Source organism: Streptomyces sp. NPDC107575 (assembly GCF_055657265.1).
Genome location: NZ_JBVKBG010000012.1, coordinates 97533 through 121332, shown reverse-complemented (window position 1 = coordinate 121332; position 23800 = coordinate 97533). Strand labels below are relative to the sequence as shown.

Here is a 23800-nt window from a genome sequence, read left to right as displayed (position 1 = left end):
CACACGGTACATCCCGGGTGTACCGATTGGTACACTCGCGGCGTGGTGAATACGGGCGAAGCGCATTCCGACGGCAGGGCCCATCAGGACACCCGTGGGCAGGAGCGGCGCGCGCAACTGGTGGCCGCGGCCGTCGACCACGTCGCGGCGCACGGCATCGGGGAGCTGAGTCTGCGCGGCCTGGGGACGGCGATCGGCGTCAGCCATCGCATGCTCATCCACTACTTCGGCTCCAAGGAGCAGCTCTTCGTCGAGATCGTCCGGGAGTCGGAGCGACGCCAGCGTGACCTCCTGTCCCGGCTGAGCCTGGAGCCCGGACTCTCGCCCGCCGACGCCGCGCGCCGACTGTGGCGACAGCTTGCGGACCCTCGGCTGGCCGGTCAGGAGCGGCTCTTCTTCGAGATCTGCGGGCACGCGTTGCAGGGCCGCCCCGAAGCGGCCCCGTTCCTCGAAGGGCTCGTGACGGACTGGCTGGAACCGCTCGTGGCCGCCGAGGTCAGTGCGGGCGCGGACCCGGCAGTCGCCCGCAACCGCGCCAGAGTGGGCCTCGCCACGGTCCGCGGCCTCCTGCTCGACCTCCTCGCAACCGGTGACCGCGAAGGTGTCGACGCGGCGTTGGAGGAGTTTCTGCGGCTGTACTACGGGCCGGAGTGACTCGCTGCTGCCTGGTGTGTGGTGTGTGGTGTCTGGTTCAGCGCAGCCACTGACTCTGGTCGGCGGGGCGGTACAAGGTGATCGCGTTGGTGATTTTGTCGAGGACGAGGTGGCGGTAGGTCGCCTCTGTCACCTCGCCGTCGTAGGCGAAGTGCGGGTCGCCCTGTAGGACGTGCAGCTCGAGTCGGCGTACCTGGGCGGTCGTCAGGACCCGGGAGTTGTGCAGGGTGCCGGTCAGGACGGCGAGGAGGAGCCGGGTGCGGGCCAGCGGGGTGCCGGCCTCCACGGCGCGGATGTCGAGCAGCCCGTCGTCGAGCTGGGTGCGGTAGGTGGGGGCGAAACCGGCGGGGTGGTAGATGCCGTTGCCCGCGAAGAGCAGCCAGATGCTGCGCGGGTGGCCGTTGATGGCCACCGAGAGTGGGCTGCCGGTGGCCAGGACCTTGGCCAGGCCCACGGCCAGCGCGGGCCATTTGCCGATCCGCTTTTCCAGACGTTCCCGGGCGTGCACGAGTTCCGAGTACACGCCGATGCTGAACGTGTTGAGGAACAGCTGCTGTTCGCTGCTGCTGTCGGGGGCGTCGGGCGCCTCGTCGGGGGCATCTGTCTGTGGCCCACCGTCCCGCCGGACAGCGGGCGGTGTTGCCCGGCCCGCGTCGGCGGTGACCGCTTCGCCGTCCCGGACGGCGCGGGCGACATCTTCCATGGTCTGGTTGCCGAGGTCCCCGGCGAAGTGGTTGAACGTGCCGCCGGGGAAGACCGCGAGGGGTACGTGATGACGGGCGGCCGTCGCGCCGGCCGCGTTGACGGTGCCGTCGCCGCCGCAGACGCCCAACGCACCGCCGTCCGCGAGGGCGCGCAGCGCCGCCCCGTCGAGCAGGGCCATGAGGTCGTCGCCCGGTTCGAGGACGGTGATCGTGGCTTCGGGCAGGAGCGTGGGCAGCAGCGTCGCGGTGTCCTGGGACCAGGAGATGCCGGAGGACGGATTGACCACCAGATGCAGGCCCTTGCCGTCCTTGAGGGCCGGGGCCGGCTTGCGCGGAGGGGCTGCCGCCGCCGCGGTGTCCGGCTTCGCCGGCCACCAGCGGTAGGTGAGCAGCGCGGCGCTCGCCCCGGCGACGATGCCGGCCACCGCGCGGCCTCGGTGGGGGAGGTTCCCGCGGCCTCGCAGGTAGGTCAGTCCGGCAGCGACGGGCAGCACGGCGAGACCGTGACGGGGTGATTCCGCCGCGACCGCGGTGGCGAACGCCGCGGCCGGTGCCACCGGGTTGGAGCGCCGGGGCGTGTTGCCGGAGAGGGTGTCAATGAGCGGGCGGGCGCCGCGGGCCGCGGGTTTGGCCAACGCCCGTTCCAGTGCGGCGACGATGGCCACGGAGCCGATGCCGCGCAGTGCGGCCCGGCGGGCGCTCTGGCCTCCCGATGCGCCGAGCACGGCAGCGACGCCCAGCCACACGGCATCGTGTCCGGCGGCGTTGAGCAGCAGGCGCGTCGCGGAGTTGCCGCGCGTGGTCCGCTTCGTGGAGAACGGTGCCTGCGGCAGCCTTCCCCGTCCCAGTATCTTCCCCGGCCGTCCAGGTCGCTTCATGCGCTCGCCACACCCCTGCAGTTCGAGTCCAGTGCGCGACGACCGGGCTCGACCGTGGCGTCCGGTCAGCCTATCCGGCCAGTCGTGTGGTCACGGTGTGTGAGGTGTGGCCGGTCCGGCCTCAGTGCACAGTTCCCCATTCCGTCTGCCCCGGCGGTTTCCTCGTACGCGGCGGGGATGGTCAATAGGCGGAATTCAGCGGCCAGTTGGACGCCCACGGGAAGAGGGCGGTTGGGCCCGGCGGGGCAAGTGGGCGCGAGGTCGGGAGTCCCACCCATGTTACGGAGCGTCAAATCACAGGTGTGCAACGGAAGGTTGCGGGTATGAGCCGGGCACGCCGCACTCCCGACGGGGGAGTGCCTCCGGATTGAGGAGCGACGATGACGCCCCAGGCCATCAGCCATCCGGCACCGCGGCCCGATACGCCTGAGCGACATACGACCGGCCCTGGCGGCGCCGCTCCGGCGGCCGGTGTCCCGGGCCCTCCGTCACTCTCCGCCACCGACACGCTCGCGCCTGCGGACATCCGTGACCTGTCCAAGTCGCTGTTCGCCCGGCTCGACGAGTTCGAGGAGGGCACCCAGGAGCACGCCTACGCACGCAACACCCTCGTCGAGCTCAACCTCAACCTCGTGCACTACGCCGCACGGCGCCTGCGTGCGCACGGCGAGTCCTACGAAGACGTCGTGCAGGTCGGCACGATCGGTCTGATCAAGGCCATCGACCGCTTCGACCTGCACCGGGGAGCGGAGTTCACGAGCTTCGCCCTGCCCACCGTCATGGGCGAGATCAAGCGCTTCTTCCGCGACACGACATGGGCCGTCCATGTCCCCCGGCGCCTGAAGGAGCTCAGCCTGCACCTCGACCGGGCGAGCACCCGCCTGGAGCAGGCGAACGGCCACGCGCCCACCGTCGCCGAACTCGCCGCCCACCTCGGCCTGGACGAGGACGAGGTCATCGAAGGCTTGAAGGCGACCAACGGCTGCACCGCCGCCTCGCTCGACCGGTCCGCCGACTTGGATGAGCCCGACGACACCTTGGCCGCCCACATCGGCTGCCATGACCCCGAGTTGGCCAAGGCGGAGAACCTTCAGGCCCTCAAGCCGCTGATCGCCGCCCTCACGCCCCGGGATCGCAAGCTTCTCTCGCTGCGCTTCGTCGACGAGCTGACGCAGGCCGAGATCGGTGACGTCCTGGGCATCTCGCAGATGCAGGTCTCCCGCCGCCTCTCGGGGGTGCTGGGCCGGCTGCGGACGCAGCTCAGCGCATAGAGACGTAGCCGACGAGCGTCGGCCACAAAGCCCCCGATCAAGGATCGAGACCCGTGGAGGCCCGGGGAGGCGGAGCCACTCCGCCTCCCCGGGCCTCCACGCGGCCACGCGACTACTCGCTCACGCGGGAGCCGCCCCGGGGCAGGGTCGCGCGGATCGTCTTGCCACCGGGGCCGGTGGTCACCGTGACCGAACGGGACAGGTGGCGGACCATGGGCCAGCCGAAGCCACCGGTGCCGTTCACCATGTCCGGCGAGCGTTCGCGGGGCGGCCGCCGGTCGGCGTCGCTCACCGCGATCACGATGCTGTCCGCTCGGGCCCGCAACCGCAGCGTGCAGCGGCTGCCGCGTGCGTGGCGGACGGTGTTGGTGACGAGTTCGGAGACGACGAGTTCGACGCCGGCGGCGTCCTGCGCGGCCACGGTGGGCCGCAGTCGGCTCAGGAAGCGGTGTGCCGTCAGCCGGGCGTCGGCGGCGGCCTCCGGCCGCTTGCGCAGCGCCACCTGTTCGTGGGCCTCGCTCTGTTCGGGAGCCATGCCCTGTTCGTGAGCCTCGCTCCGTTCACGAGCGTCGTTCCGTTCGTGGGTGGTGCTGTCCGCGTGTATCTGCTGCGTGCGCACTCTTGGACCCTCCTTGTGTGGGGGACGAGGGGGCTCAGCGCGTGAGGGTGGCCTGCCTTGGCACCTCCACCCGCGCGCCGGCGGGCTGCAGGACGTGGTCGCAGGTGTCGAGCAGTGACTGATGTCGGCGCACGCTGGCGACCCGCAGCCAGTTCAGTGCCTCGCCGACCGGGCAGTCCTCGCGCGCGGCGATGTACCCGGCGGCCCGGTGAACGCGTTCCCAGCGCGCCGCGCGGGTGTCGGTGGCCCACACCGGCTCGGGGCCGCCGGCGTCGGCGTGCACGGGGCGCCAGCGCAGGATTTCCTCGCGGGCGAGTGCGGTGGCCTCTTCGGCCTCCGCGATGTGTGCCGGGGCCGGCGGGGCGGAGTGGGTGTAGTACAGGCAGAGCACGCCGAGCCGTTGGCGCTGCCGGTGCAGCGGCAGTGCCAACACGTGCCGGATCGCGGGGAGTTCGTCGGACCAGCGCCGCACCCGCGCAGGACGGTCCTGGCCGTGGACGTCGGGGGTGAAGACGGTCCGCGTCCCCAGCGCGGCGTCGATCGAGGGACCGTCCGCATGGGCGAACTGGGCTGCCTCGGCGCGCAGTGCGTACTCGTCACTGGCGTACAGCAACTGCCACTGCTCAAGGCTCGGGAGCAGGGACATGGTCACGTGCTGCGCTCCCAGCGATGCGGCGAACGCCGTGCACAGTCTTCTCGGCAGCGCCCGCCGTCCCACGGCCGCCGCGAGCGACACATCATGAACGATCGACCGGTCTTCCTCCAGCATGGGCCTCACACATCCTTCCCGGACAGGGTTTCGCCTGCCCAGCGCTTGCGCCTGCGACCCGGCGAGGTGTCTGCCGCGACGCGGGGATGGAAGTCCGTCTACCACCCGTACGCCGGTCTCACGCGTCCCAAATCGTGGCTCGCACTCGCGTACGAGGGCCCGTGACGTGCCACTCCATCGGGCGAGTGTCCTGCCCACGAGGACGGGCAACCGACCGTGATGAGAGTGGTCGACGACGTGGAACAAACGATGGAACGCTGGACGAACGCCCTGTGGAGGCTGCTGCTGCCGCCTCGGCGCAAGCAGGGCGAGGTGGTGTCGATACTGCGCCGGCGGTGCGACGAGCAGGCGCTGATCCTCGGCCGGCAACGGGTACTGGTCCCCAACCGATTCGTCGTCGAACTGCCCCCGCCGGTCCATCAGCAACTCACCGAACACGGCGGCGAGTTGGGCCGCCACCTCGCCGTCCAGGTGCGCCGCCACGCCGCGGAGTCCGGCTACACCTTCGCCGGCCCCGTGGCGGTCCACCTGGAGCCCTCCACGAGCAGCGCCGTCGGCCGCTTCCGTGTCCACGGCCGCATCGCACCGCTCGCCGCCCAACGCCGAGGCGAGTGAGCGGAGCTCCGCAGTCGCCCACCCCCAGGGGGTGTCCGCCCAAGTCCCATACACACGTGGGGGATTGGCGCCCGCCGGACGAGATCGCGCTCGGCGTTTGTGCACCGGATCGTCGGGCAGGCGACTCAGCCACACCCCCGATAGGCGCAGCACACGCGCCGAAGGAGAAACCTGTCTATGCCGCAGCGCGAACCGGTCACCAGGAACCCGGACAAGGGCTACGTAGCGCTTCTTGGCTGGAGTCTCAACGCAGTGGAAGCCCTCGACCGGTTCGATCGCAGATACGTCGTCGTGGCCCCGGAGTGGGCCGAGGAGTACTGCGTCGAGCACGACATCCCCTACGTGCCATGGAACTTCGAACGGCTCAACGACCGTTCCATGGAGATCGCCGAGACGCTGCAGAACGAGGGCGTCGACGTCGCGATCCCGCTGTACGAGGAGACGGTCGAATGGGCGGGGGCGATCAACTCCGTCCTCCTCGGCAACCCGCGTCTGTACGGTCAGGCCATGCTGCTGCGGGACAAGGCGCTGATGAAGCGCCGCGCGCAGCTCGGCGGCATCCGGGTCGGCATCTTCGAGGAGGCCCACGACCGGGACGACGTGATCCGCTTCCTCAAGCGCGTCAACCAGACCCTGCTCAAGCTGGACGGCGACCCGAACGACCCGATCCACCTCAAGGCGTTCGACAAGGCGGGATGCCTCGGGCACCGCGTCATCCGCACCCCGGACGAGATCGACTCGATCCCGGACGAGGAGTTCCCTGTCCTCATGGAGTCCCACCTCGACGGCTGGGAGTTCGCGGTCGAGGCGTGGGTGCACAACGGGAAGATCAAGTTCCTCAACATCTCCGAGTACGTGACGCTGGGGTACTCGGTGTTCGTGCCCGCGACCCCGGAGCTGGAGCGCTACCGCCCGCAGATCACGGCGCAGATCGAAAAGCTCATCAAGACGTTCGACATCGAGTTCGGCTTCGTGCACCCGGAGTACTTCGTCACCAGCGACGGCGAGATGTACTTCGGCGAGGTCGCCTACCGGCCGCCGGGCTTCAAGGTGTTCGAACTCCTGGAGCGGGCATACGGCTTCAACGCCTACCAAGCGCTGGTCCTGGCGTTCGACCCGAAGACGACCGAGGAGGAGATCGACGCCTTCTTCCCGCGCGAGGTCGTCGATGCGTCCGGGACCGCCGGCTGCTTCGGCGTCTACCCGCGTCGCCGTGTCGTCAGCGAGCTGGAGATCCCCGAGGAGACCGAGGACGACGACTACTACGAGTCCCACGACCTCTCGACACCGCTCGAGGAGACCGTCACCAAGAGGACCGCGTTCGGCACCCACTGGGGTCTGGTGTACTTCTTCGGTGACGACCCCTACCGGATGCGCGATCTGTTGAAGAAGCAGGAAGAGCTCGACTTCTACGTCTGACGACCCCGTGGACGCAGGAGGCCAACCCGAGGGAAACCCTTTGAAACCGACCGTCGACGTCAACGGTGAGGCCACGACGCTGGACAAGCGCGTGACCTCACTCGACGAGGCCATCCAGGCCATGGCCGAAACCCGCGACTTCGGCAAGCACACGAAGCTGCGGCGGCTCCTGGAAGCACTGCGGCGGGTGCTCAAGCAGCCGGGCGGAGCCGCGGCGATCCAGGACAGGGCGCAGGCCCTCGAGGACGCCGGGCTCTTCCAGGGGACGGACTGGGCGTCGCCGGAGATCCTCATTCCGGCGCTGGCCGGCCCGGGTCTGCACAGCGCGGACGCGGACACCGTCGTCATGGAGGCGACCAGCGAGCTGCGGATGCTCGCGGTCGCCCGCGGCGAGTACGCGCATCCGACGTTGCCGGCCGAGGACGCCCGCCAGTTCCTCTCCCAGGTCCTGGCGACCAACCTGGAGCTGCTGTTCAGCGCGCCCAGCGAGGCGGAGCGGGCCCAGCAGGGCCGCACCGCCCAGCTCATCCGGGACCTGTTCCGCCACCTCGCCGAGGAGATCGGCTACGACAGCGTCCTGGACAATCTGGTCGACGAGATCTGGCGGATCCTGCGCCAGCGCCCGATCCAGGTCGAGGCCGTGCAGGCCCTGATCACCCGGATCGCGGTGTACCGCAACGACCCGGACGTCGATCTCGGTGTGTCGTCGGGGCAGGGCATCGACCGGCTCATCACGAGCCTGTTCGGCACCACCGAGGCGTGCCGGGACGACCCGGGCATGGAGATCTTCCGCTCCCGTCTCGAAGCGATGGACGCCGGCGGCCTGCAGTACGAGGCGTCGGGGTTCGCGCGGGCGATGCACGACACCGGCCTGGTGTCGCCGTACCACGCGGAACTGCTCCGGTTCCTGCTGCGCGAGAGCGACTACCTCCTGGGTGAGGCGCTCGGCCTCTCCGACACCGGCCGCAACTGCCTGCTGCGCTACAGCCAACTGGTGCACCGGCTGATCGAGGTGGCCGTGCATCCGCAGACCGCGCAGAGCATCTACGGTCTCGCGCTGCTGCTCGACCGCGGCATCCTCTACGAGCCGCCGCTGGTGCCCGCGCTGTGGCGCCAACTCTCGCTCGAACTCGCTCCCGCCGCACGCGAGCGCCTGACGGCGGCCTTCGGCGAGGACGTGGAGCCGCGGGCACGGCTGACCGCCGGGGTGCTCTCGATGCTGGGCCAGCCGCTCGGCGTCGGCCAGGGCGACAACCCCACCTGCCAGTCGGCCCGCGCCCTTTCGATGTGGTCCTACAACGACCCGGACTACCTGTTGCAAATGGTGGTCTGGGCCGCCCGCGACGACGAGGTGCTCATGCACTTCGAGGGCCAGCCGATCTCGTCGCGGAACAGCGGGGCCGGCGTCGCGAGCACGCTGCCGATGGACCTGGACCCCGTATCGCTGATCGTGGTGCCCCACCTGGACCGCATCTACGCCGAGATGGGACGTCGCTGCGTCGACCGGCCGGGAGACCCGCACCGATGGGTCAACCCCGAATTCCACGGCTGGTGGACACCGCGCGGCTTCCACATCAACGTCGATGTCGCGACCGGGAACCTGGTCGACCTCGACGAGTTCCTCCGCCAGTTCCACGCCTGCTACCACCCGTCGTACAACGGCGAGCAGCCGCTGATCCACCCGCAGCCGGCCGGCGTCGCCGTCACCGACAGCGCGGCCCGCTACGTCGGCTGGCACGCCATCACGATCCTGCGGGTCGCCCCGGACCCGCAGGACGTCATGCGCGTGTACTTCTTCAACCCGAACAACGACAGCGGCCAGGACTGGGGCGACGGCGTCGTCGTCTCCACGGCAGGCAACGGCGAACGCTTCGGCGAGGCCTCCCTGCCCTTCGACCAGTTCGCCTCACGCCTCTACATCTTCCACGCCGACCCCCTCGAACACGGCGAACCGGAGCGGGTGCCGGCGGAGGACGTCGCGGGCATCATCGGCTACATCGAACGCAGCTGGGGCAACGACCGGCTGCCGGCGGGGATGTTGCAGGCGCTGGAGGGGCCGACGGGCCTGGGAACCTAGCGCGCAACGACGGGCAACGGCGGCGACACGCGAGCAAGCCCCGCGGGGACGCGCCCTACGTGGTGGGGGTGTCGCCGCCTACGCCCGGACGTGCGGACCGGCGACCCAGCGGGGCGGCCCCGCACGCCCCCACCTGAGCAATGGTCAAGAGTCGTGGCCCGGAAGGGGCCGGTCAGCCCACGTCGAGGCAGAGACAGAAGGGGTGGCCGGCCGGGTCGAGGAGCACTCGGACGTTCTCTTGAGGCTGGTCCTCGGCCAACGTGGCGCCCAGGGCGACCGCCTCGGCGACCGCTGAGTCCAGATCGCCCACCTGGAAGTCGAAGTGCATCATCGGGCGCTGTTCGCCGTCGACCGGTGGCCAGACCGGAGCCCGGTACCCGTCGGTCTGCTGGAAGACGAAGTACGGTCCTTGTGGTGAGGGGGCGACGATGGCGGTGCCGGGTTTCTCGTGGCCGATGTGCCAGTCGAGGAGTTCGGCGTAGAACCTCGCCAAGCCTCCGGGATCCGGCACCCCTATCGCCGCCAAGGCACCGGACCGCAGCGTATTTTCCGGGTGATTGTCAGACTGCCCCGCTACGGTGCGGGCATGGGGAATTTCGTGCTGGTTGCAGGTGCGCGGCTCGGGGCGTGGGCGTGGGACGACGTGGTGCCGTATCTGCGTGTGGCCGGCCATGGTGTTTACCCGTTGACGTTGTCCGGTCTCGCTGACAAGCGCGGTGTGCCGGCGGGGCAACAGACCCACGTCCAGGACATCGTCGACGAGGTCGAACGCCAGGCTCTGCGTGACGTCGTCCTGGTCGGTCACAGCTACTCGGGTATTCCGGTCGGTCAGGCCGCGGAGCGGATCGGCGGCCGACTGGCGCGCGCGGTATTCGTCGACTCGAACGTTCCCACTGATGGCGAGTCGTTCGCCTCCGCCTGTCCGGACGGCGGGGCGGCGGTGAAAGCATCGGTCTCCGAGAACGGAGGGTTCTGGCCGCCCGCGCCCGCGGCGCACTACGACGGCGAGGGGCTCACCGATGAGCAGATCGCACGCCTCGTGGGTGGCTCGACGCCGCACCCCGGCGCCACGTTGACCGAGCCCGCCCTGCTCGCGGGGCCGCTGGGTGAACTCCCGGCGACGTACATCCAGTGTCTGCTCGCCGGGGCCGAGCTCGACGACGACGTGGCCGAGCTGCTGAACAGCGAGCACTGGCGGTTGGTCCGGATGGACACCGGGCACTGGCCGATGTTCTCCCAGCCTCGCGAACTGGCACAGATCCTGCTCGACGCAGCCGGGGAGCAACTGCCGGTCCACGCTCACAGCCATGGGGTGTGAGGGGCCGATTCAGGCGGTCGAGGCACCACGGCCGGTTCCGTAGGCCGCCATGAACATGTCCAGCAATCCGTCGACCACATCCTCGTCGATGGGGCGGGTCGACAGCAGGCTGCGGTAGTACAGCGCGCCGCACAGCACCTCGGCGGCGAACTCCAGATTCGCTTCCGCGATCAGTTCACCGGCGCGCTGGGCACGCACGATGCGATCGAGTGTGCGCTGCTCCACGGTGGCCAGGAACCGCTCGTGCAACGTCGCGCGCAGCCCGGAATCGGCCTGAGCCTCGGCGATGACGGCACGGTAGACCGGGCCGATCGGCGGGCCGGAGAGGGCGCGACCCGAGCGCAGGAACTGCTCACGCAGATCCGCACGCACATCCCCGGTGTCGCGATAGTCCAAGTCGCTGGTCCACACACGGCTGAGCGCGTCGAGCAGCAACGCGGGCATGGAGGGCCAGCGCCGGTAGATCGTGTGCTTTCCGACCCCGGCCCGTCGGCCGACCGCCTCGATGCTCAGCCCCCCGTAGCCGACCTCCGCGGCCAGATCGAGTGTCGCCTGCAGCAACTCGTCGGTGCGCGCGGCGCCTCGGCGCCTCGGGGTGGCGGGCGTATTGGTCATGCCGCCATCCTATCGGCACGAGCCGTGCCGTTGACAGTGCCGTGGGGTGCGCGCAATAGTCGCACTCGATCGGCACGGCCCGTGCCGATAGTGCGGGGTGGCGTGTCGCCCCCCGCGCCATCACCTTCCAGCACGTCTGGCCTTCGCAGGGGGAGCTCCCATGAGCAGCACCGAATCCAGTACGCACGAGGGATTTACGGCCGAGGAACGAGCCGCGATGAAAGACCGCGCCCGCGAGCTGAAGGCGCCGGCACGCCGCAGCTCGCGTGCGGACAAGGCAGCGGAGGCGAAGCGGGACGTACTCGCGAAGATCGCCGAGATGCAGGACTCCGACCGGGCCATGGCTGAGCGCGTTCACGCCGTCGTCACCGCGAGCGCCCCGGCCCTCGCGCCGAAGCTCTGGTACGGGATGCCCGCCTACGCGCTCGACGGCAAGATCGTGTGCTTCTTCCAGAGCGCGGAGAAGTTCAAGGCGCGCTACGCGACGCTCGGGTTCAGCGACCAGGCGAAGCTGGACGAGGGCACGATGTGGGCGGCCGGTTTCGCCCTGACCGAGGTGACGGCCGAGGCGGAGGCTCGGATCGGTGCGCTGGTGAAGCAGGCAGTGGGCTAGGAGGCCGCATTCCAACTGATCATGGAATGTGAGCGACCGCGACAGTGGCCGCGACGGCGCGCCGCAGAGGCCGCCCGCCGTGAGGCGTCAATTCCCCTGCGGAGATGCCCCGTTGACCGTATGTGCCTCGATCGCCCGGTCTCTAATGGGCACCACGGTGCAGTCGATTCGGCGAAGGCGTGTTGTGCATGGGGGACAGGGCGGCCCAGGAGGTGCTCGACGATCGCTACGAGGTGAAGGGGGTCGCCGGCGAGGGCGGGATGGGGCGCGTGCTGCGCGTTCTGCACCGGCAGTGGGGGATCGACCTGGCGGTCAAGACGCCCAAGCCGGAGATGTTCGCGACCGACGAGCAGCGCGAGCGGTTCGTCGGGGAGGCCGAGGCGTGGGTCGCGCTCGGGCTGCATCCGAACATCTGCGGGTGCCACTACGTGCGCGCCGTCGACGGCGTCCCCTACCTCTTCGCCGAGTACGTCGGTGACGGCAGCCTGCACGACTGGATCGCCGGCCGCCGCCTGTACGCGGGCGGACCGGCGGCGGCCGTGGTGCGCATCGTGGACCTGGCCGTCCAGATGGCCTGGGGTGTCGGGCATGCGCACGCCGCCGGCCTGGTGCACCGGGACGTCAAGCCCGCCAACGTACTGCTCGACGCCCAGGGCGGCGACCTCGTCGCCAAGGTCACCGACTTCGGTCTTGCGCGCGCCCGGCCGATCGCCGTCGCGGACGACGGAGGGCCTTCGCCCGAGGGCAGCGTGCCGGTCTCGGCGGGCGGGCGGACACCCGCGTACGCCTCGCCCGAGCAGCTTTCGAACCGGCCCGTCGGGAAGCGGACGGACGTCTTCAGCCTTGGTGTCACGGTCCTCGAGATGTTCACCGGCGGGCCGCGCTGGGGCCGCGGGCCGTTCGCGAACGACACGCTCAGGGAGCGGCACGGCATCGCGTCGTACGGTCCCGGTCTGCCGCCCCTGCCGCTGGACCTGGCCGAGCTGCTGGAGCGCTGCCTCGACCCGGACCCCGAGAAGCGGCCGGGGTCGATGGCGACTCTCGCCGAGGAACTGGCCGCGATATACGGAGAGTTGACCGGTGGGCGGTACCGGCGCCTGGAGCCGAGGGCCGCCGACCTGCGCGCCGACGAGCTCAACAACCGGGCGCTGTCCCTGCTCGACCTCGACCGCGACGAGGAGGCCGCCGACGCCTTCACCGCGGCGCTGGCGGCCGACCCGCAGCACGCCGAGGCGACCCTGAACTCCGGGCTGTGGCGATGGCGCCGCGGCCGGATCACCGACGAAGAGCTGATCGCCGACCTCGACGCCGTCCGCATCGACACCGACGACGCCTGGCCGGCACGGCACGCCCTCGGCCTCGTCCACCTCGAACGCGGCGACCTCACCACCGCCCGGCCGCTGCTCGAGCGCGTCGACCGCGAGCAGCCCGGGATGCGGGACGTGGCCGAGGCGTTGGACACGCTCGGCTCCAGGGCCGTGCCGGACGCGGACTGCGTCGGGAGCACCGAGGTCCGCTGGAACCCGCCCTCCGACGAAGGGGCCTATGCGACGCTCGGCATCGACCTGTCCGCGGACGGCAGGACCGCCGTCACCGGTGGTCTCGACGAACATGTCCGCGTGTGGGACGTGCGCACCGGCCGCTGCCTGCGCACCCTGCGCGGACACACGGCCAAGCTCCGGTCGGTCCGCATCACCCCCGACGGCAGGTACTGCGCCTCCGTCGAGTACGACGCCGTCCTGCGCATCTGGGACCTGTCCGACGGCAGCTGCCTGCGGACCATCAGGGCGGCGAGGGCCTTCGACTGGGCGGCGGTCAGCCCGCAGGAGGGCCTCGCGGTCGCCACGGAATCCGTCTGGAAGGACGGTGTCAGCGGCGTCGACCTCGTGGCGTGGGATCTGCGCCGGCGCCAGGTGCGTTGGCGGCTGCACGGCCCGCTGGCGCAGTTCCCGAAGGCCGAGCTCAGCCTCGACGGCCGCTGGGCCCTCGTCGCCGGGTACGCGGACTGCATCGCCCGCCTCTGGGACCTGCGCACCGGGCAGTGCGCGCAGGTCCTGGCCGGGCAAGGCATCAATCAGCAGGCTCTGCGCTTCGACACCGTGAACGGCGTCGCGGCGATCGCGGGCCATGCCCAGGCCATCGACATCTGGGACCTGCGGGCCGGGCGACGGGTTCGCACCGTGCGCACGCCAGGTGGGTCGCTCGCGCTCAGCGCCGACGCCACGAGACTCCTGGTCGGTGCCCACGACGGCGCGGTCCGGCTGTGGGACCTGGCAACCGGCAGGTGCCTGCGGACGTTCCGGGGACACCAAGGCGCGGTGGGCCACGTCCGCTGGGGCGCGGGCGACCGGTTCGCACTGTCCGCGTCGCAGGACAACACCGTGCGGCTGTGGCGGATGCCGGGCTCTCCGGCCGTTCCGCTCCAGGTGAGTTGGCCCCGCCGGCACGGCGTGCTCAACCTGCTGGAGGAGAAGGTGAAGGGGCTGCTGGAAACCGCGGCGGCCCGGGAGACGGCAGGCGACCACGCCTCCGCGCTCGACGCCCTCAGGGAGGCACGCGCAGTCCCTGGGTACGAGCGCGCCTCCGATGTGATGGCCGCCTGGCGAGGCATCAGCCAGTCACTGGACCGCACCGGCATTCGTGCGGTCTGGCTCTCCCACAGTTTCGCAGCGCACCGCTCGGGCGTCGGCTCGCTCGACATCAGCGCGAACGGGGAGGTCATGGCCACCAGCGGAGCCATCGAGATCCGGCTCTGGAATCCGGGCACGGGCGCGCTCCTGCGGACCATCCCCGTCCCCGCGGACAGCGTGCGCAGCGGCCCCGTCGACGGCATCGACCGAGTGCAACTCAGCCCCGACGGCGACACCGTGATGGCGTGGGGCCGCAACGGCTGGGCCAAGGCCTGGTCGACCGCAACGGGCGCGGAACGCCACTCGATGTCCGACGCCCGGCTCATCGGCACCGACATGACCGACTCGCTCCGATGGATGATCCCCGTGGCCATGAGCCCCGACTCGGCCCGCTTCACCGCCGACGGGCGCCGCGCACTCATCGCGGGCGACGGCAGCGACCGGCGGCTGCGGCTGTGGGACCTGGAGTCCGGCACCCTCCTGCGCGAGTTCGAGGGTCATACGGGAATGCCCCGGGCGGTGTGGATCGGCCCGGGCGACCGGACCGCCGCCACCGGCGCGAGCGACGGCACGGTCCGCCTGTGGGACCTCGGGACCGGCCGCTGCGATGCCGTGCTGCGCGGCCACTCGAGTTGGGTCATGGCCGTCACGATGAGCGCCGATGGAAGCCGGGTGGCCTCCGCGGGCGGCTACGACGACCTGTCGATCCGCGTGTGGGACACCTCAACCGGCGTCTGCACAGCGGTACTTGAAGGCCAGAGCGGCAACGCGCGCAGAATGCACTTCACCCCGGACGGCCGCTTCCTGCTCTCGACCCACGACGGCGAGGAGCTGCGGCTGTGGGACCTGGCGGCCGGCACCTGCCTGCGGACGGTGGAGGCACAGCCCGGCCGGCTGGGGGAGCTCGCCGTGACATCGGACGGCGCCTACGCGGTGTCGGCAGACAGCGACGGGCGGGTACGTTTCTGGACGCTCGACTGGGAGTTGGCGAAACCGCGGCCCTGATCCGACGTGACATGAATGTGGTGTGGCGTGACGTGCCCTGCTCACAGCCCCCATCGCTCGCGGTAGCGGCCCGCGAACTCCTCCGCGTACCGGTGCGGGTACGAGCTCTGAGTGTCCGTGACCTCCAGGACCTCGTCGTCGGCGACGAAGAAGATCCCGCGGCCGATCCTCATCTCGCCCTCGGGGACCGGCGCGAAGACCTGCCAGCCGCAGTCCACCCGGTCGGCCACGAGGTCCGCGATCCGGTAGTCGGGGCTGTCCATGTCGTGGGCGCGCATGTAGCGGGCCACGGTCGCGATCGCCCGGTGGCGGGGCAACTGCGGCAGGTCGGTGCGGCGTGTGACACCAGCCATCACCAGCTGGTGGTACGCGCCGTCGATGTCGATGTCGATGTCCTCGCCGGTCTCGAAGACCTCGGCCAGCATGCCGCGTTCGGCGGATCCCCCTTCGGCGGCGGTGATCAGGCGCAGCGCGGCCGTTTCGGTGTCGTGCGTGAAGTGCGGGATCAGGTTCGACATGACATCGGCGACCGTGGAGCCGGTCCAGACACCCGGGATCGCGGTCGCCAGCTCGTCCGCCTTCGGTGACTCGCCCCGCAGCCAGCGTCCGCTCTCCCACCAGTAGCAGAAGGACAGCAGACCCACCTCGGCCCGCTGGTCGAGGAGCGGATCGGCGACCCATGCAGGCGCCCCCGCGAACAGTTCGGGGTGCGGCGCGTCACCGCGACAGGCCTCGGCCAGGGTGGAAGCATCCCAGACACCGCCGGACAGGACCGCGCGATCGCCCGAGAGCATCCACAGCGTCGAGCCGCTGCGCGTCGCCCCCTCGAACCGCGCGCGGGACGGCTGCATCCGCGGCCCCCATTCGGAACCCACCGCGACGAACGCCGCCGACAGGACGGCCCAGCGCGCCCATGTCTCGGTGAGCCCGGGCATCTGCTTCGGCGAGACACCTCGTGCGGGCCCGACGCCGTGCGGGCCGGCCGGCGCCGCGGCCTGGCGCGGGCTGCGCAGCTGCCTGCCGCCGTGGCCGACGTACGCGGACAACCAGGTGGGCAGCTTCTCCGCCGACCAGTCGAAGGCGTCGAGGTCGGCGCGGTAGTCCTCGGGGGCGAACAGGTGCTCGTCGGGGAACGGCTCGTCGCCGTGGTCGAAGTCGACCTCGAGGTCGCCGTCGACGTACAGGTCGAGCGTCATGCGCCACCAGGGCCCGCGCGGCAGCCGCGCGGTGGTCCGGCGCAGCTCCCGGGCCAGGCGGAGGGCGTCGGGGCCCGGTGCGGCGCTGGTGGAAGCCCGGTCGGTGGTGTGGCGGACGTACGAGGCCTCGGAGCGCAGCGTCAGAGCGAACACGGCGCTGATCTGCCGCCACCCGGAAGGGGCTTCGGCGGCGAGACGCTCGGCGAGGCGCCGGGTCTGTGCGTTCGCGAGGTCGACGACGTCCGGACCGGCGCCGTCCTCGGACACGGGTGCGTGGTCGGTGTGGGAGTCGCGTTCCGGAAACGCCTCGTCAAAGGCATCCGAGAACGAGGCGTCGTCGTCCGTCATCGCGGCCATGCCCTTCGCAGTTTGTCGATCAGTGTGTCGGGGCCGAGGGCCCGCCGGAGCTGGAACAGATAGCCGACGGGCGACTCCTGGGTGAGCTCGCGGCGCTTGCGGCGCCACTGAAGGGGCGCGCCGACGACGCAGCAGGCGACCACGGCGGGGACGGTCAGGGCCGGGGTGACACCGACCGCGTCCGCCGCGAGGGCGGCCAGCGGCGGCAGGGTCACCGATCTGACATTGGCCAGGGCCCGAGCGGTTTCGAGACCGGCGCCGCGCATGCGCTCGTCCAGGTCGTCGAGTCGCGCGCGGACCTCGCGGTCGACCTCGGTGTGCAGGTACTCCTGGTACAGCCGCGCGTCCCGTACGTCCTCGATGGCGCCGAGCTCCTGGACCCGCTCGGCCGTGAACTCCCGGAACGCGTCGAGCTCCGAGCCGAACTCGGCGCGGATGTCGAGGATCTTCTCGACCGGTACGTTCCCCAGGTCGGCGGGGATCACCGTCGCGAACGCCAGGAACGCGAACGCCTCCTCGGGCCCCGGCCGGGCCGTCGCATCCTCCGCCGGGAGGTCGTCGAGGAGCGCCGCCGCGATCCGCTCGACGGTCCACCCGGACATGGCGGCGTGCGGCAGCGTCTGATCGGTGATCGGGTGCAGGCAGTTCTCGGTGGCCATCTGCTCGGCCAGCGCGAGCGCGTGGACGGCGGCCAGCTCGGGGTGCATCGCCACCCAGTTTCCGCCGCGGCCGGAGCGGACGGCCGCGAGCCCCTGATCAACGGCCGAGTCGATCAGCTGCCCGCTGATACGGCTGGTGTGGACGTACCCGAACCGCGGGTTGAGCCAGCCAGGGTCGTCCTCGTCGCTGTCCGGGCTGCCCGCCGAGAACACGCCCGCATTACCGAAGGCGGCGTCGGCGGCCGGCATGCCCCAGGTCTCGAGCTGGTCGAGGCCGCAGCGGTCCCGCAGGGCGGCGCCGCGTTCATGGAGCAGTTCCAGGAACGGCTCGGCGACCTCGTCGGCAGCCCAGGCGGGCGGTTCGAGGTCGAACAGCCAGCGCGCGGTGTGGAGTTGCTGCGCGGCGGGGGAGTCCTGGAGCGGATAGCCGGGCGGCCGGATCCGGGCCATCTTGGGCCAGTACAGGGCGGCGTACTTGAGCCAGTCGTCGTCGCGCACGTGGATGTGCGGGTAGTAGAGAGCGAACCGGTCCATCACACATTCCCCCCGCGCCGTGCCTCGTCCAGATGCCGGAGCGCATGGGCGGCCTGCTCCTCGTTGCCCGCCGCGCGGAAGAGCCGCGCGGCTTCGGTCGCGTACGGGATCGCCCGCCGGTACTGGCGCAGATGGTCGACCAGGATGCAGGAGATGCTCAGCACCGCCAGAGACCTGAACACGGCTTTGCCCGCGCCCCTGTTGGACCGGGACGGGCCCTCAGCGACGTCTTCGAAGATCTGGATCGCACTCTCGAACGCCTTGAGCTGCCACTCGCAGACGCCCATGAGGAAGCGGCTCTGCAACTCCGCCTCCTCGTCCCCGAGTTCGGCGAAGATGGCGGCCGCCCGACGGTCGACGCGCATCGCGTCGACGAACCCGTGCCGCTCACCGAGCCCCATGCCGAGCCGCAGCAGGGCGGTGGCCGCCTCCCGGCGCTGAGCCGCGGTCCGGCCGAGTGCGGCGGCCCGCAGCAGCGGCTCGACGGCGTCGTGGAAGCGTCCCCTGTCGGTCATGGAGGTGCCCACGTCGAGGGACGCCTCGTACTCGGATCGGCTCTGCGCCACCACGGCCCTCCACGGTGATCGGAACCAGGTTCATGACACTGCCACATAGGGGCGGCAGTTGGGGGCGGAACGGTCCCCGCCGCTGAGGTGGAACCCTCCGTGCCCGTCCGTCCGGGCACGTAAAACAGGCACGAGACGCTACGCTGCCGAGCCGCGAGCGGGAGATACGTCGTCCCGAATGTCAGACGGCAGAGCTAGGCTTCCAGCCGTGGCCTCGACCCCGAATCCGACGCACCCTCCTGTCCGGTTCGAGACGGCTGAGCGTGTCTGGCGTCTCGTCGTCGACGAGGCCGATCGCGGGCGCGCGGGGCCGGAGCAGGTGAGGCTGGCGTGTGTGCTCACGCTGGCCCGGGCGACCGGCGGGCGGGCGCGGGTGGGGGAGTTGCAGCAGATCACCGTCGACGACGTCGATCCGGGCGCGGGCACGGTCGGGGTGTGGCACGCGCGGCCGGGGCCCGCGGTCGGCTCCCGCTATCTGCGGACGTACCCGCTGGACGACGATGCGTTGACGGTGCTCGGCTGGTGGCTTCAGGCCCGGAAGCGGGTGATGCACGGGCCGATCGAGGGCGACCGGGTGCGGGCGTTGTTCGTGACGGTGCGGGCCGCGCACAAGCCGGACGGCACCCTGTACCACGTGGGGATGCCGATTCACCCGCGCGGCATGCAGCAGTCGTGGGACCGGCTGGTCGGCCGGTTGAATGCGCGGCATGTGGGGGAGGACGGGTTCCCGTTGCCGCGCCGGTTCGAGCAGATGCGGCGGGCGTGGGCGCGCGAGCACCGTTAGACGCAGGTCTCGGGTTGCTGGGTCGGCGCGTTGCCCTGTTTCCGGGGCTCCTCGCAGCACCGGAACTGAAGGGTCCACTCGTGAGCCTTGCGCAGGGAAGGCATCCAGGCCAATGACGCACCCGGCAACGTCAACTACCGTGCCGCTGTGGATCAGTTGACTCCCCAAGACCCTGGCCGGATAGGCCCGTACCGTCTGATGTCCCGCCTGGGTGAGGGAGGCATGGGACTGGTGTACCTGGGCCGATCCGATGCCGGGCGCACCGTCGCGGTCAAGGTCGTCCAGGCGGAGCACGCTCAGCATCCGGAATTCCGTCGACGGTTCGCCCGCGAGGTGGCGGCCGCCCGGCGGGTGGGCGGGGCCTGGACCACGGCCGTGCTCGACGCCGACACCGACGCCCCCGTTCCCTGGGTGGCGACGCAGTACGTGCCCGGGCCCGACCTGACCCGTGTGGTGGGACGTGACTTCGGGCCCTTGCCCGAGGAGTCCGTGCGGGTGCTGGCTCATCGCCTCGCACTCGCCCTGACCGCGGTGCACGGCGCGGGCCTGATCCATCGGGACCTCAAACCGTCCAATGTGCTGGTGACGGTGGACGGGCCGCGCGTGATCGACTTCGGGATCGCGCGGGCCATGGACACACTCGCCCCTGACAGCCTGCTCACGCGGACCGGCATGCTGATCGGTTCCCCGGGGTTCATGTCGCCCGAGCAGGTGCGCGGACTCGAACTCACCGCTGCCAGCGACGTGTTCTGTCTGGGTGCGGTCCTCGTGTACGCCGCCACGGGACGGCTGCTGTTCGGCGCCGGGGGCACCGGGCTCAACGCCCATCTGTTCCGGGTCGCCGAGGACCCGGCGGACCTGACCGGGGTCCAGGAGTCGCTGCGGGAGCTCGTCGGCGCGTGCTTGGCCAAGGACCCGGCCGAGCGCCCCACCCTCCAGGAGGTCGCCGACCGGACGGCGTCGGGCGCCGATGAGGTGTGGCTGCCCAGCGCGATCCTGGCGCAACTGGGACGCCACGCCGCCCAGTTGCTGGACTTCGCGCCCGGAACGTCGGCCGGGTCGGCCGCGGCACCGTCGGACCCGCCCTCACCCCAATCCGCACGGCCCGGGCGGCTGCAGCCCTCCGTCTCTCCGCAGGTTCTGTACACCCCCACCGCTGCGGCGCACCCCGAGGCCCCGCGCGCCTTCGGGCCGCCCCCGGCCACGGACGAGGCCCCCGCACGCCCGTCCCCCGCCCCGGCCCGTGCGCCGGACCCACGCCGCCGGTGGGGCCTGGCCGCCACGGTGTTCGCCCAACTCGTCGTCGTCCTCGGCGTCGCCGGTCTGCACGCGGAGGCACCCTTCCTCGCCCGCGACCTCGCCATGCGCGCCACGGACTCGCTGTTCACTGCCTACGGCGTGGCGCTGGTCGCACTGCTGTTGCTCGGCGGACATCTCGCGGACCGGCTGGGCCGCAAACGGACGCTGATGACCGGGCTGTCCGCAGTCGCGGCGGCCGCCGTCGTCGGCGCGCTCGCTCCGACTGCCGGCGTGCTCATCGCGGCCCTCGCCCTGCAGGGCGCCGGCGCCGCGCTGGTGGCCCCCGCCGCGCTCGCGCTGGTGGCGGCCCACGTCGTCGAACCCGGGGAGCGTGTCCGGGCCTTCGGTGTCTACGCCGCGGTCACGATCGGCGGCTGGCCCCTGGGGTTGGCCTTGGGCGGGCTGATGTCCGAGTCCATGGGCTGGCGCGGCTCCCTCTACGCCCACGTCCTCCTCATCCTTGCCGCTCTCGTCGTCGCGGCCATCCGGGTGCACGATCCCGAGGGGCCCACCGGGCCCGGGCTCGCACCGCGGAGCCTGCTGTTCGGCTCCGTGGGGGCCCTGCTCACGGGCTTCGCGTTGTACGGGGAGGCCTGGCACAACCGGGCAGCCCTCTCGCCCCTGGTCATGCTCGGTATCGGCGTCGTCCTGCTGGCGATTGCGGGCGTTCCGCACGTCGCGGGGGTATTCGCTCGGCATCGCGACCGGATCGGCGGTCTGGTCGTCCTGTGCCTGGGTGCGGCGGGCCTGTTCGCGCTCTTTCCTGCGATGTCGCTCGTCCTGGGGGCGGTCATGGGCTTGTCGCCGACAGCTGCCGGCGTCGTCGCGCTGCCCGCGGGTGTCGCCTTCGTCATCGGTGCCACCCGGACGGCCCCCGGCCTGCTGCGGCGGATGGCACCGCGAACTCTGATCGCGGCGGGCCTGGTGGTGGCCGCCGTCGGGCTGCTGCCGTTGGGCGGTCTGGGATCCGGCGGGGCGTTCGCCTTCGTGCTGATCGGGTCGGTGCTGGCCGGCCTCGGTCTGGGGACGGCCATGGCGCCGCTGCTCCACGTGGCCACGGCGGGCTCGGTGGACGGGTGCGGCGGCGGTGCCGCGGCGGTGACCAGCACCGCCCTCCAGCTGGGCACGGCCCTCGGCGCCGTCTTGTTCGGCGGCGCCGAGGGCCCCACCGGGGAAGGCCTCGGCACCGATGCCCTGTACGGCGCCGCCGGCCTCACCTTCGTCGCGGGACTCTGCGCGGCGGCGCTGATCAGGACCGCCGCCCCGGCCGACGTCAGCTCGTAAGGAGGGGGGTGCACCTCACCCGGTCACGGCGTCATGGCCGCCACGATGCGTGGCAGAAGTACGGCGTTGGCACTGCCGAGTGAGACCCGCACCGGCTCCCGTCCGCCCTGCTCGCTTATCCAGACCAGGCCGTTCGCGACCTCGACACCGGTCAGCGAACGCCAGCCGGCGTCCATCACCCCGCGCAGCGTGAGCCCGTCGCGGTGCACGCGCAGCTCGCCGATGGTGAGAGACCCGCCCCGGCGGATGAGGTCCACGTACCGCGCCAGGAGCCGGGGTTCGACGGTGCGCTGGACGAAGTCGACGAGGGCCAGCCACTCCGCGGGATCGGTGGGCCGCTTCCCGCCCCTGCTCCAGCTCAGATTGCGCAGGCCCTCCGGCGAGTCCGTGTACGTGCCGACGCCGAAGGTGTACGTGGTGGTGTAGGTGGACGGAATCAGGAAGCCCTGGTGCTTGGTACGGGAGACGGGATAGCAGACCCACTCGACCTCGTCCCAGTCCAGTGTGTGCCGCCCGTAGGTGATGCGGTGCCGGTCGGCGATCACATGTGTCGACCAGCCGACCTTGCTGTCCACGAAGGGGCGTTCGGCCGGTTCGGGGCGGGGGCGCTCCCCGTGGGCGGGTTCCACACGCGCGGGTTCCGGACGCGGGCGCTCGGCACGCGCCGCGCCCTGTGCTTCCGCATAGCCCGTCAGCCACGTCGGCACCTCGCTCCGCGGGTACGCGGCGAGGTCGTTGCGGTAGTGCGACGGGGCGAGCAACTGGCCGTCGGGCAGGCGCTCGTCACCGTAGTCGTACTGGGTGGAGACCTGCGCACGCCCGTCCGCGGCCTTGGTGACGGTGAGCAGCAGGCGCAGCCACGGGCCGGCCGGCATGGCGGCCGCGAGGTGCCGCTGGCGGCGTACGAGCAGCGCGATCTGCTCGGGGACCCGTACGTCCATGGGGCGTTCGCGGTCCCAGAAGGACACGTCGGCCGTCTCGGCGGACACGGTGCACGAGAAGGCCGCGGTCATGCGGTCCCATTGCGCCGGTGCGAGCAGGGCCAGTTGCTGCGCGGTCTCGTGAGCGAGCGCGGAGACCCGGCCCGCGATCAATTCCTCGGGCGGGGCTGAGACGACGGAGAATTCCGTGACGGCGCTCGGCTGTCCCGACTGGGCGTCGAGGCGCTCGAACTCCTCCTTGAGGTCGTTCATGAACGACTCCTCAAGGGGTGCGCGCCGCACGAACGCCTCTTCGGCGGTGAACAGGGCCCGTACCTGTTCGGGTGGGATCGCGGAGGTGACCTCCTTGATCCGCCCCATGTCGCTGATGAGGAACACGGATCGATCGAGCGGCAGGTCGAGGAAGGACATGGGGTCGCTGTCGTCGATGTCGACGGGTGCGTACACGCTCCACCCGGCGGCGAACCGGTCCGCTTCCAACCCCTGGACCGGGTAGTCGAGACCGCGGGTGCTGATGTGTTCCTTCACCAGGGCGACGGCGCGCGTCGCGTCGACACGCACGCCGGCGCCCGCCGTGGGAGCCGTGCCGAGCGGGTGGCCCTCGTCTGCCCCGTCGGGGCCCGGGTAGTGGTGGGTGAGGTCGAACCAGAGGCGCAGCTCGTCGACGGTTGCGGCGTCGGTGCCGACGCACACGACGCACCAAGTCCCGCCGTGGTCGCGGGCGTAGAGGCTCACGGACGCGTCCTGGGTCACGGTGACGTAGTCGCACGCGTGGAGATCGCCGTACGAGGCGACCGTTGCCAGCGAGGGCGGGGTGGTGCGGGCCTCCTGCGCATTCGGCTCGCCTTCGACGCCGACGGCGGTCAACACATGGCGGGTCATCAGCACGGCTCCCTTCGCCACCTCAACGGCGAAGGTAGCCCAAGGCGACCATCGCGGTGAAGGGAACGACCGAGATCGCGGCTGCGTGTGGGCGGCCACGGCGTGTACCCG

General features: G+C 71.2%; 19 protein-coding genes. 10 read left to right on the top strand and 9 right to left on the bottom strand.

Features of this window, described 5'->3' with window-relative positions; all coding sequences use genetic code 11:
- The first annotated feature begins 42 nt into the window (after positions 1-42).
- The gene (locus ACZ7L4_RS40840) at positions 43-654 is read left to right on the top strand and encodes a TetR/AcrR family transcriptional regulator (RefSeq protein ID WP_472110139.1); all 612 of its coding nucleotides are present in this window, start codon (positions 43-45) and stop codon (positions 652-654) included.
- 37 nt (positions 655-691) lie between these two features.
- Here the strand turns inward: ACZ7L4_RS40840 and ACZ7L4_RS40835 are convergent, their stop codons facing one another.
- Positions 692-2236 carry a diacylglycerol/lipid kinase family protein gene (locus ACZ7L4_RS40835; protein ID WP_472110138.1) on the bottom strand — a complete coding sequence of 515 codons (1545 nt, stop codon included), beginning with the start codon at positions 2234-2236 and terminating at the stop codon, positions 692-694.
- Between the two features lie 380 nt (positions 2237-2616).
- Here ACZ7L4_RS40835 and ACZ7L4_RS40830 point away from each other — a divergent pair, with 380 nt between their 5' ends.
- A complete protein-coding gene (locus ACZ7L4_RS40830) occupies positions 2617-3507 on the top strand; it encodes a SigB/SigF/SigG family RNA polymerase sigma factor (RefSeq protein ID WP_472110137.1) in 891 nt (296 codons plus the stop codon).
- A 112-nt stretch (positions 3508-3619) separates the two neighbouring features.
- On the opposite strand, the gene ACZ7L4_RS40825 is transcribed toward ACZ7L4_RS40830, so the two are convergent.
- Both ACZ7L4_RS40825 and ACZ7L4_RS40820 read right to left on the bottom strand, forming a co-directional pair.
- Positions 3620-4042 carry an ATP-binding protein gene (locus tag ACZ7L4_RS40825; protein WP_472110136.1) on the bottom strand — a complete coding sequence of 141 codons (423 nt, stop codon included), beginning with the start codon at positions 4040-4042 and terminating at the stop codon, positions 3620-3622.
- 118 nt (positions 4043-4160) lie between these two features.
- Complete coding sequence (locus ACZ7L4_RS40820) at positions 4161-4895, bottom strand: GAF domain-containing protein (RefSeq protein WP_472110135.1); 735 nt, start codon at positions 4893-4895, stop codon at positions 4161-4163.
- 219 nt (positions 4896-5114) lie between these two features.
- On the opposite strand from ACZ7L4_RS40820, the gene ACZ7L4_RS40815 reads away from it, so the two are divergent.
- The 3 genes from ACZ7L4_RS40815 to ACZ7L4_RS40805 all read left to right on the top strand — a co-directional run bounded on the left by ACZ7L4_RS40815 (position 5115) and on the right by ACZ7L4_RS40805 (position 9006).
- The gene (locus ACZ7L4_RS40815) at positions 5115-5510 is read left to right on the top strand and encodes a DUF3662 domain-containing protein (protein ID WP_472110134.1); all 396 of its coding nucleotides are present in this window, start codon (positions 5115-5117) and stop codon (positions 5508-5510) included.
- Between the two features lie 177 nt (positions 5511-5687).
- Positions 5688-6929 carry an ATP-grasp domain-containing protein gene (locus ACZ7L4_RS40810; RefSeq protein ID WP_450817435.1) on the top strand — a complete coding sequence of 414 codons (1242 nt, stop codon included), beginning with the start codon at positions 5688-5690 and terminating at the stop codon, positions 6927-6929.
- A 40-nt stretch (positions 6930-6969) separates the two neighbouring features.
- Positions 6970-9006, top strand: a complete 2037-nt coding sequence (locus ACZ7L4_RS40805; protein ID WP_472110133.1) for a hypothetical protein — start codon at positions 6970-6972, stop codon at positions 9004-9006.
- Between the two features lie 172 nt (positions 9007-9178).
- Here ACZ7L4_RS40805 and ACZ7L4_RS40800 read toward each other — a convergent pair whose 3' ends face one another.
- Complete coding sequence (locus ACZ7L4_RS40800; protein ID WP_472110132.1) at positions 9179-9517, bottom strand: VOC family protein; 339 nt, start codon at positions 9515-9517, stop codon at positions 9179-9181.
- A gap of 75 nt (positions 9518-9592) precedes the next feature.
- Here ACZ7L4_RS40800 and ACZ7L4_RS40795 point away from each other — a divergent pair, with 75 nt between their 5' ends.
- Positions 9593-10324 (top strand): alpha/beta fold hydrolase, encoded by a 732-nt coding sequence (locus tag ACZ7L4_RS40795; protein WP_472110131.1) that lies wholly within the window; start codon positions 9593-9595, stop codon positions 10322-10324.
- Positions 10325-10333: 9 nt separating this feature from the next.
- Here the strand turns inward: ACZ7L4_RS40795 and ACZ7L4_RS40790 are convergent, their stop codons facing one another.
- The gene (locus ACZ7L4_RS40790; RefSeq protein WP_472110130.1) at positions 10334-10939 is read right to left on the bottom strand and encodes a TetR/AcrR family transcriptional regulator; all 606 of its coding nucleotides are present in this window, start codon (positions 10937-10939) and stop codon (positions 10334-10336) included.
- 160 nt (positions 10940-11099) lie between these two features.
- Between ACZ7L4_RS40790 and ACZ7L4_RS40785 the strand changes: the two genes are divergently transcribed.
- Together ACZ7L4_RS40785 and ACZ7L4_RS40780 are read left to right on the top strand one after the other, a co-directional pair.
- Positions 11100-11552 (top strand): iron chaperone, encoded by a 453-nt coding sequence (locus ACZ7L4_RS40785; protein ID WP_472110129.1) that lies wholly within the window; start codon positions 11100-11102, stop codon positions 11550-11552.
- 188 nt (positions 11553-11740) lie between these two features.
- Positions 11741-15187, top strand: a complete 3447-nt coding sequence (locus tag ACZ7L4_RS40780) for a WD40 repeat domain-containing serine/threonine protein kinase (RefSeq protein WP_472110128.1) — start codon at positions 11741-11743, stop codon at positions 15185-15187.
- Between the two features lie 41 nt (positions 15188-15228).
- Here ACZ7L4_RS40780 and ACZ7L4_RS40775 read toward each other — a convergent pair whose 3' ends face one another.
- Genes ACZ7L4_RS40775 through ACZ7L4_RS40765 form a run of 3 tightly spaced genes read right to left on the bottom strand, consistent with a single transcriptional unit; the run spans position 15229 to position 18499 of the window.
- The gene (locus tag ACZ7L4_RS40775; RefSeq protein ID WP_472110127.1) at positions 15229-16740 is read right to left on the bottom strand and encodes a hypothetical protein; all 1512 of its coding nucleotides are present in this window, start codon (positions 16738-16740) and stop codon (positions 15229-15231) included.
- Entirely contained in the window at positions 16728-17933 is a 1206-nt protein-coding gene (locus tag ACZ7L4_RS40770) for a DUF6236 family protein (protein ID WP_472110126.1), read from the bottom strand. Before ACZ7L4_RS40770 ends, ACZ7L4_RS40775 begins: the two co-directional genes overlap by 13 nt.
- Complete coding sequence (locus tag ACZ7L4_RS40765; protein ID WP_472110125.1) at positions 17933-18499, bottom strand: hypothetical protein; 567 nt, start codon at positions 18497-18499, stop codon at positions 17933-17935. Before ACZ7L4_RS40765 ends, ACZ7L4_RS40770 begins: the two co-directional genes overlap by 1 nt.
- A 208-nt stretch (positions 18500-18707) precedes the next feature.
- Between ACZ7L4_RS40765 and ACZ7L4_RS40760 the strand changes: the two genes are divergently transcribed.
- Together ACZ7L4_RS40760 and ACZ7L4_RS40755 are read left to right on the top strand one after the other, a co-directional pair.
- Positions 18708-19283, top strand: coding sequence for a tyrosine-type recombinase/integrase (locus ACZ7L4_RS40760; protein ID WP_472110124.1), 576 nt, complete (start codon positions 18708-18710; stop codon positions 19281-19283).
- A gap of 222 nt (positions 19284-19505) precedes the next feature.
- Positions 19506-21866, top strand: coding sequence for a bifunctional serine/threonine protein kinase/MFS transporter (locus ACZ7L4_RS40755; RefSeq protein WP_472110123.1), 2361 nt, complete (start codon positions 19506-19508; stop codon positions 21864-21866).
- 23 nt (positions 21867-21889) lie between these two features.
- Here the strand turns inward: ACZ7L4_RS40755 and ACZ7L4_RS40750 are convergent, their stop codons facing one another.
- A complete protein-coding gene (locus ACZ7L4_RS40750) occupies positions 21890-23689 on the bottom strand; it encodes a hypothetical protein (protein ID WP_472110122.1) in 1800 nt (599 codons plus the stop codon).
- Positions 23690-23800 lie beyond the last annotated feature (111 nt).

What these genes read in the sequence shown, in the direction of transcription:
- ACZ7L4_RS40835 (WP_472110138.1), bottom strand. Translation starts at nt 2,236, where the DNA reads ATGAAGCGACCTGGACGGCCGGGGAAGATACTGGGACGGGGAAGGCTG.
- ACZ7L4_RS40830 (WP_472110137.1), top strand. Translation starts at nt 2,617, where the DNA reads ATGACGCCCCAGGCCATCAGCCATCCGGCACCGCGGCCCGATACGCCT.
- ACZ7L4_RS40825 (WP_472110136.1), bottom strand. Translation starts at nt 4,042, where the DNA reads ATGGCTCCCGAACAGAGCGAGGCCCACGAACAGGTGGCGCTGCGCAAG.
- ACZ7L4_RS40820 (WP_472110135.1), bottom strand. Translation starts at nt 4,895, where the DNA reads ATGCTGGAGGAAGACCGGTCGATCGTTCATGATGTGTCGCTCGCGGCG.
- ACZ7L4_RS40815 (WP_472110134.1), top strand. Translation starts at nt 5,115, where the DNA reads ATGAGAGTGGTCGACGACGTGGAACAAACGATGGAACGCTGGACGAAC.
- ACZ7L4_RS40810 (WP_450817435.1), top strand. Translation starts at nt 5,688, where the DNA reads ATGCCGCAGCGCGAACCGGTCACCAGGAACCCGGACAAGGGCTACGTA.
- ACZ7L4_RS40795 (WP_472110131.1), top strand. Translation starts at nt 9,593, where the DNA reads ATGGGGAATTTCGTGCTGGTTGCAGGTGCGCGGCTCGGGGCGTGGGCG.
- ACZ7L4_RS40790 (WP_472110130.1), bottom strand. Translation starts at nt 10,939, where the DNA reads ATGACCAATACGCCCGCCACCCCGAGGCGCCGAGGCGCCGCGCGCACC.
- ACZ7L4_RS40785 (WP_472110129.1), top strand. Translation starts at nt 11,100, where the DNA reads ATGAGCAGCACCGAATCCAGTACGCACGAGGGATTTACGGCCGAGGAA.
- ACZ7L4_RS40780 (WP_472110128.1), top strand. Translation starts at nt 11,741, where the DNA reads ATGGGGGACAGGGCGGCCCAGGAGGTGCTCGACGATCGCTACGAGGTG.
- ACZ7L4_RS40775 (WP_472110127.1), bottom strand. Translation starts at nt 16,740, where the DNA reads ATGGCCGCGATGACGGACGACGACGCCTCGTTCTCGGATGCCTTTGAC.
- ACZ7L4_RS40770 (WP_472110126.1), bottom strand. Translation starts at nt 17,933, where the DNA reads ATGGACCGGTTCGCTCTCTACTACCCGCACATCCACGTGCGCGACGAC.
- ACZ7L4_RS40755 (WP_472110123.1), top strand. Translation starts at nt 19,506, where the DNA reads ATGGGACTGGTGTACCTGGGCCGATCCGATGCCGGGCGCACCGTCGCG.
- ACZ7L4_RS40750 (WP_472110122.1), bottom strand. Translation starts at nt 23,689, where the DNA reads ATGACCCGCCATGTGTTGACCGCCGTCGGCGTCGAAGGCGAGCCGAAT.